At 68.5% G+C, this 6,000-nt stretch carries 7 protein-coding genes; 3 read left to right on the top strand and 4 right to left on the bottom strand.

The annotated features are described in order from the left end of the window. A partial coding sequence (locus FJV41_RS28520; RefSeq protein WP_141645725.1) for an AzlC family ABC transporter permease occupies positions 1–435 on the bottom strand: 435 nt, incomplete at its 3' end. Positions 436–482: 47 nt separating this feature from the next. On the opposite strand from FJV41_RS28520, the gene FJV41_RS28515 reads away from it, so the two are divergent. Both FJV41_RS28515 and FJV41_RS28510 read left to right on the top strand, forming a co-directional pair. Then, positions 483–1,055, top strand: a complete 573-nt coding sequence (locus FJV41_RS28515; protein WP_141645724.1) for a helix-turn-helix domain-containing protein — start codon at positions 483–485, stop codon at positions 1,053–1,055. 120 nt (positions 1,056–1,175) lie between these two features. Then, positions 1,176–2,690 carry an Hsp70 family protein gene (locus FJV41_RS28510; RefSeq protein WP_141645723.1) on the top strand — a complete coding sequence of 505 codons (1,515 nt, stop codon included), beginning with the start codon at positions 1,176–1,178 and terminating at the stop codon, positions 2,688–2,690. A 48-nt stretch (positions 2,691–2,738) separates the two neighbouring features. Here the strand turns inward: FJV41_RS28510 and FJV41_RS28505 are convergent, their stop codons facing one another. Next, positions 2,739–3,053, bottom strand: a complete 315-nt coding sequence (locus FJV41_RS28505) for a hypothetical protein (protein ID WP_141645722.1) — start codon at positions 3,051–3,053, stop codon at positions 2,739–2,741. Positions 3,054–3,290: 237 nt separating this feature from the next. After that, positions 3,291–4,706, bottom strand: coding sequence for a neprosin family prolyl endopeptidase (locus FJV41_RS28500; RefSeq protein WP_181790998.1), 1,416 nt, complete (start codon positions 4,704–4,706; stop codon positions 3,291–3,293). Positions 4,707–4,842: 136 nt separating this feature from the next. Here FJV41_RS28500 and FJV41_RS28495 point away from each other — a divergent pair, with 136 nt between their 5' ends. After that, positions 4,843–5,232 carry a DoxX family protein gene (locus FJV41_RS28495; protein WP_141645720.1) on the top strand — a complete coding sequence of 130 codons (390 nt, stop codon included), beginning with the start codon at positions 4,843–4,845 and terminating at the stop codon, positions 5,230–5,232. 11 nt (positions 5,233–5,243) lie between these two features. Here the strand turns inward: FJV41_RS28495 and FJV41_RS28490 are convergent, their stop codons facing one another. Beyond that, a complete protein-coding gene (locus FJV41_RS28490) occupies positions 5,244–5,918 on the bottom strand; it encodes an SOS response-associated peptidase (protein WP_141645719.1) in 675 nt (224 codons plus the stop codon). Positions 5,919–6,000: the final 82 nt, after the last annotated feature.

The following is a 6,000-nucleotide window of genomic DNA, read 5'->3' as shown; positions in this document are numbered from 1 at the left end:
CCCACCCACCACGACGCCCAGGTTCCACGCCACGAACAGCATGCCGCCGCACAACCAGTAGGCCGCGCGTTTGCGCGCGGGCTCACGCTGCGCCAGGGCGAACGCCACCGACTCATCCACCATCAGGTGCGCGCCCAACAGCCGCGTGGGCCACCGCTTCCCCAACACGTCCGCCACCGACATTCCAAACGGCAGGTGCCTCGCGTTGAGCAACAGCCCCGCGAACACCGCCGCCACCGGCGTGGCTCCCGCCGCCACCATGCCCACCGCGACGAACTGCGCGCCTCCCGCGAACACCACCACCGACATGAAGAGGGCCATCCACACCGACAGCCCCGCCGCCACCGCGAGCGCGCCAAACGACACGCCCACCACGCCGGACGCCAGCGCCACGGCGCCCACATCCCGGACGAGGGCGCGATCCACATTTCCCATGCGCATCAATGTGGACAGAAGCCTGTCGTTCGTCAATAAGAACGACCATGCCGGTAAAACGAACGCCCAAGCCACCCCGTCCCCTGGATGCCATCGCCATCGCGCTGCGCCGGGAGCGTGAGCGCGCGGACGTGTCGCTGTCGGAGCTGGCCCGGCGCGCCAACCTCTCCAAGTCGACGCTGTCCCAATTGGAGGCCGGCACCGGCAACCCCAGCATCGAGACGCTCTGGGCGCTGGCCGTGGCCCTGGGTGTGCCGTTCAGCCGCCTCGTCGACCCACCCACGCGCGAGGTGCGCATCATCCGAGCGGGCGAGGGCGCGGCCATCCGCTCCGAGCAGGCCCACTTCACCGGCATCATGCTGTCCGCCTGCCCCCCGGGCGCGCGCAGGGACCTCTACGTCATCAACCTGGAGCCCGGCGCCGCCCGCCACGCCCAGCCCCACATTCCGGGCAGCGTCGAACACCTGGTCGTCAGCAAGGGCCGCCTGCGCGCGGGCCCCAGCGACGCACCCGTCGAGCTGAACCCCGGCGACTACGCGACCTTCTCCGGCGACGTGCCCCACATCTACGAGGCGCTCGCACCCCACACCGTCGCCGTCATGGTGATGGAGCACGTGTAGGGACACCCACCCCGGGTGTGGTGGAACGGACAGCTCGTGGGCGCAATAATCCGCGAGCCTGGAGAGCATGGAATCTCCGGAGCTGAACCGTTGCTCAGGACGTGGGAGAGTCAGGGGCGAATGAGCACGGCCCCCATCCTCGGAATCGACTTCGGGACCACCAACACGTCGGCGGCGTTCTTCGACAAGACGGGCAAGCTGCGGCTGGTGCCCGTGACGGACAAGAGCTTCACGCTGCCTTCAGTGGTGTGGTTCCACGCGGCGGACAAGGCCATCGTCGGCTACGCGGCGCGGCGGCAAATCATCGACGACCCTCGGCACACCGTCTTCGGCGCCAAGCGCTTCCTCGGACGCCGCTACCAGTCCGAATACGTGACGCAGCACAAGGACAAGTACGCCTTCGAGCTCGTCGAGGCACCCGACGGCTACACCGCGGTGAAGATGTACGGGAAGGTGACGTCGCTGACGGACGTCACCCAGCTGGTCATCCGGCAGATTCTCACGCTGGCGACCCACGCGGCCGGAGAGCCCTTCCGCGAGTGCGTGCTCACCGTGCCCGCGCACGCCAGCATCCGCCAGCGCGAGGCGGTGCGACAGGCCGCCGAGCAGTGCGGGCTCCAGGTGCGCGCCATCATCAACGAGCCGACCGCGGCGGCACTCTACTACGCCAACCTGCGCAACCCCGAACAGACGGTGATGGTGTTCGACCTGGGCGGTGGCACGTTCGACGCCACGCTGCTCGCGGTGCAGAACCGCATCGTGAAGGTGCTGGCCACCGGCGGCGACGCGTTCCTGGGTGGCGCCAACTTCGACGAGCGCATCGTCGAGATGCTGGTGGCGGACTTCCAGCGTCAGCACGGCATCGACCTGCGCGGCAACCAGGTGGTGATGCAGCGGCTGGTGTTCGCCGCCGAGTCCGCGAAGATGACGCTCAGCTCGCGTGACTCCACCGTGCTGCGCGTGCCCTGCATCGCCCAGAAGGACGGCGGCTTCGTCGACTTCGACTACACGCTCACGCGCAAGCAACTGGAGTCGATGGTGTTCCAGCTCATCGAGCGCGCCGCGTCCGCGTGCGACGACGTGCTGGAGCGCGCGAAGCTGAAGGCCGAGCACGTCGACGAACTGGTGCTGGTGGGCGGCCAGACGCGCATGCCCGTCATCCGCGAGCGCTTCTCCCACTTCAAGCGCCTGTCGTCCGACAAGGAGGTCAACCCGGAGCTGGGGGTCGCCGTCGGCGCGGCCATCCTCGGACGCAACCTGGCGCGAGGCATCAACGGGCTGGCGGACGTGGTGCCCATGCCCATTGGCATCATGGTGCCCGGCGGCGCGCAGCACGAGGTCATCCCCGCCAACACGCCGGTGCCCGCGACGAAGTCCGTGACGCTGGAGCTGCCGCTCATCCCCGGCCCCATCTCCGTCGCCCTCTTCGAGTCGCTCGACACCACCACCGTGGAGCGCGAGCTGTTGGGCACCGTGCGCATCGAGCTGGACTGGCGCACCACGCACAAGGGGCCCACCACCCTGGAGCTGCGCATGGGCCAGGACTTCATCCTCAACGCGGCCCTCGTCTCGCCCCAGGGCGCGCGCCACCCCCTGGCCATCACCGACCTGCGCGCCCCCAAGCGTGCGTCATAGCGCCAGGGTCTACTGGAGGCGGCGTCACCCGCCCCTTCCGGCGCGGGCTCACTGGTACTGGCTGGGCAGGACCTCCGCCGCGATGGACTCGCCCTGTCCCGGGTCCATCACGATGATCTCCGCGGCCGTGTGCACGCCTCCGGCGATATAGAAGCCCACCCGGACCTGGGCCGCGTCGGTCAACTGCCCCCGGTAGCGCGAATCCGTCCAGCCGTAGGTGGTGCGGTCGTCGATGCGCAGCGTGAGGTCCTCGCCCGCGCCGATGTCGTGCACCGTGAGGTGGTCCGGCCCCGCGTCGACGATGTTCCCACTCACCGCCTCGTCCACCTTGTCCAAGTCCAGGGTTGGGTTCTCGGTCTGCATGGCGCTCCCGTTCCGGAGGCTCCCCGCTCGGCTGCACCCTGACCACCGGGCGAGCCCGAGCCCCTTTGCCCGGCCGACACGGTGAGAGGAGGCCCCCATCCAGCCTTCAACCTGACCTCGACGCGTGTCCTGGGCCAGCCATGGCCCGCGCCCCTGCCCCGACACCCTCCGACAGAGCACCCCGACAGGGAACGGGCCCGCCTTGCGCCCGCTCCCCGCCCCCGTCACGCGGGGCGACTACATGCAGTTGGCGTTGTAGCCCGGGCCACCGAAGTAGAAGTACCGGCCCCAGCCACCGGGGTTGTTGTACTGGATGATGTCGTAGCAGTTGCTGTCATTGCGCCAGGCGCCCAGCGAGGTCGGCTCCCGATAGACGTTGGTGGTGTCCACGTAGAGCAGGTTGCGCGTGTAGGCGGCATTGGCCCAGCCCACGCCGGGATAGGCGCCGCCGCCCATGTCCGTGGACGTGTGGAGGTTGCCATTGCGGTTGTCGATGATTTCGCCGCCGAAGTCGATGACGTCGGCCCGGTCCATCAACCCCGCGGCGTCGAAGCGCGTGCGCGGGTAGTAGCCCACCCAGATGTCCTGGAACTTCAGCCACCAGGCGCCCGTGGTGCCATCCTTGAACCACATCAACTTGAACTCGTACTGCGCGCCGTTGGTGACGCTGTAGTTGTTGAAGCCTCCGCCGATGCTGACGGTGTTGTTGACCTGGACGAACGCGCCGCAGCTCAAGTTGTAGCAGCCGCCGCTGCCGTAGTTGTCGGGTGTGAAGTAGATGAAGAGGCGCGCACGGTCATCGCCGTAGAGGTCGCGGTACTTCTGCCAGCCCGCCTCCACCGTCTCCAGGTTCGAGCCCGAGCCACGGACGACCCACATCTGCGACAGGCTGAACTCGCTGGACAGCTCCGTGTACGGGCTCCAGATGTTGAAGATGGCCTCCGCGCCCCAGTTGCTCACCCCTTGCGCGGTGTGCGCGTACTGGTGCAGGTCCGTGGGGCCCGAGCGCGCGGACGGCGTGGCGCTCGCCAGCGAGCGGAGCTTGTCGGTCTCCACCGAGACGTTGCCCCGCAGGTGACCGGGCACCTTCTGACGGAAGTCCTCCAGCGACTCGAAGCGCTTGAGCGTGTCGAGCGTCAGTCGGACAATGGGCACGGAGCCCACGGGGCAGCGGCGCAGCGCGCCGGTGGCGTCCAGGTCGTCTGGAGCCGTCTCGAGGCCCTCCAGCGCCGCGGGCTGAGCCCGCCACTTCTCAGAGGGCGCGGTGGGGGACGGAGCGAGGCGCTCGGGCGGGAGCACGGGCTCGGTTCCCGGAGCGAGCTGGATGCGGTGATTCTCCATGCCAGGCTGCCGCAGCGCGGGCTGTGCGTACAACGGCACGCAGTCGATGCCATCTCCTCCCTTGCTGGTGAAGCGGTGCACCACGGACTTCGCGTCGTAGAGCGAATCGACGTAGTCCCGCATCTTCGCGAGCTCCGCCGAATCGCGCACGCGCTCCACCTGCATCGCGGACGCGGAAGACGACTGCTCGGGCCCCGCGACTTCGGGCTCAGAGACGCCGCCACAGCCCACCACGCTCAGACACAGCCATGACATGAGCCCCAGTCGCATCCCCTTGCGCTGGACACACGACGACCTTCGCTGCTCGCTCATAGGGCGCCCCTTTTCCTTCTGGAATGTCCGCCGCGATTCGCGACGCGACAGGGAATGAACGCCTCGCTGGGAATCCTTCGGTTCGAGGCACGACGACGTCATGCGAGGATGCGGCAACGCTTTGGAGGACTACGACATGGTGGGAAGAATGGCGTTGGGCTGGACGCTGGTGCGGGCTGTATTTGGGCTCGCGCTGGGACTGGGGCATGGGTTGCCGAAAGTCACCGGAGACATGTCCCGATTCGCCGCGGGCGTGGCGGAGCTGGGGTTCCCCTTTCCGCTCTTCTTCGCGTGGTGCGCGTCGTTGGCGGAGCTGGTGGGCGGGGTGCTCGTGGCGGTGGGGCTCTTCACACGGCCGGCCGCGGCGATGGCGGGCTTCACCATGCTGGTGGCGTTGTTCCGCCACCGCGCGGACCCGTTCGGGCGCATGGAGCTGGCGCTGCTCTATCTCACGGTGATGGTGGCGGTGGCCCTCATCGGCGGAGGGCCCTGGAGCCTGGACTCACGCGTGCGGCGCAAGGCGTAGCGGCACTCGCGCTATGCGGCCACGCGCTCCACACACGCGGGCACGTCGTTCGTGGGGATGTTGACCACGCGCGAGACCTCGTAGGCCTCCATCCCGCCGTCGACGGCGGGCACCAGCAGCGGCAACAACACCGCCGCCTCCTGGGGTTCCGGACGCAGCCATACCTCCTGCGCCTGTGGCGAAAGGATGACGGGCATCCGGTCGTGAATCGGCGCCATCAGCGCGTTGGGGCCCGTGGTGATGATGGTGCACGTGCGCAGCACCTCACCCGTGTCCGGCGCCGTCCACTCCTCCCACAACCCGGCGAGCGCCAGGGGCTTGTCGTCCTCACGGTGGAAGAGGAAGGGCGTCTTCGGCTTCGTGGACTGCTTCCACTCATACCAACCGTCCACCACCACCAGGCACCGCCGCCGCTTGAGCGCGCTGCGGAAGCTGGGCTTCTCCGCCACCGTCTCACCGCGTGCGTTGATGAGCTTGTTGCCGATGCTCGCGTCCTTCGCCCACGAAGGGATGAGTCCCCAACGAAACGCATCCAACATCCGCGCGCCGTCATTGGGCACCACGGGCATCAACTGCGTGGGCGCCAGGTTGAAGCGCGGGCGATCCACCGCCGCGCGAATGCCAGCAAGCCCCAGCTCCACCACGAGCTGGTCTGGAGAAGTCCGAACGGTGACACGGCCACACATGGGCCGGGAGTATCGCCCTGTCCACGGCGAGACCCAAGCAGTCCGTGCAGGGCCGGCCCGAAAGCAACCGGCCGGCCGACGC

Origin of the sequence: Myxococcus llanfairpwllgwyngyllgogerychwyrndrobwllllantysiliogogogochensis (assembly GCF_006636215.1) — a bacterium.
GTDB lineage: Bacteria > Myxococcota > Myxococcia > Myxococcales > Myxococcaceae > Myxococcus > Myxococcus llanfairpwllgwyngyllgogerychwyrndrobwllllantysiliogogogochensis.
The sequence above is the reverse complement of the archived record's forward strand: the minus strand, read 5'-3'. Positions and strand labels throughout refer to the sequence as shown.

Excerpts from the sequence above, each read along its gene's own strand:
- FJV41_RS28515 (WP_141645724.1), top strand. The coding sequence starts at position 483 with ATGCCGGTAAAACGAACGCCCAAGCCACCCCGTCCCCTGGATGCCATC.
- FJV41_RS28510 (WP_141645723.1), top strand. The coding sequence starts at position 1,176 with ATGAGCACGGCCCCCATCCTCGGAATCGACTTCGGGACCACCAACACG.
- FJV41_RS28505 (WP_141645722.1), bottom strand. The coding sequence starts at position 3,053 with ATGCAGACCGAGAACCCAACCCTGGACTTGGACAAGGTGGACGAGGCG.
- FJV41_RS28500 (WP_181790998.1), bottom strand. The coding sequence starts at position 4,706 with ATGAGCGAGCAGCGAAGGTCGTCGTGTGTCCAGCGCAAGGGGATGCGA.
- FJV41_RS28495 (WP_141645720.1), top strand. The coding sequence starts at position 4,843 with ATGGTGGGAAGAATGGCGTTGGGCTGGACGCTGGTGCGGGCTGTATTT.
- FJV41_RS28490 (WP_141645719.1), bottom strand. The coding sequence starts at position 5,918 with ATGTGTGGCCGTGTCACCGTTCGGACTTCTCCAGACCAGCTCGTGGTG.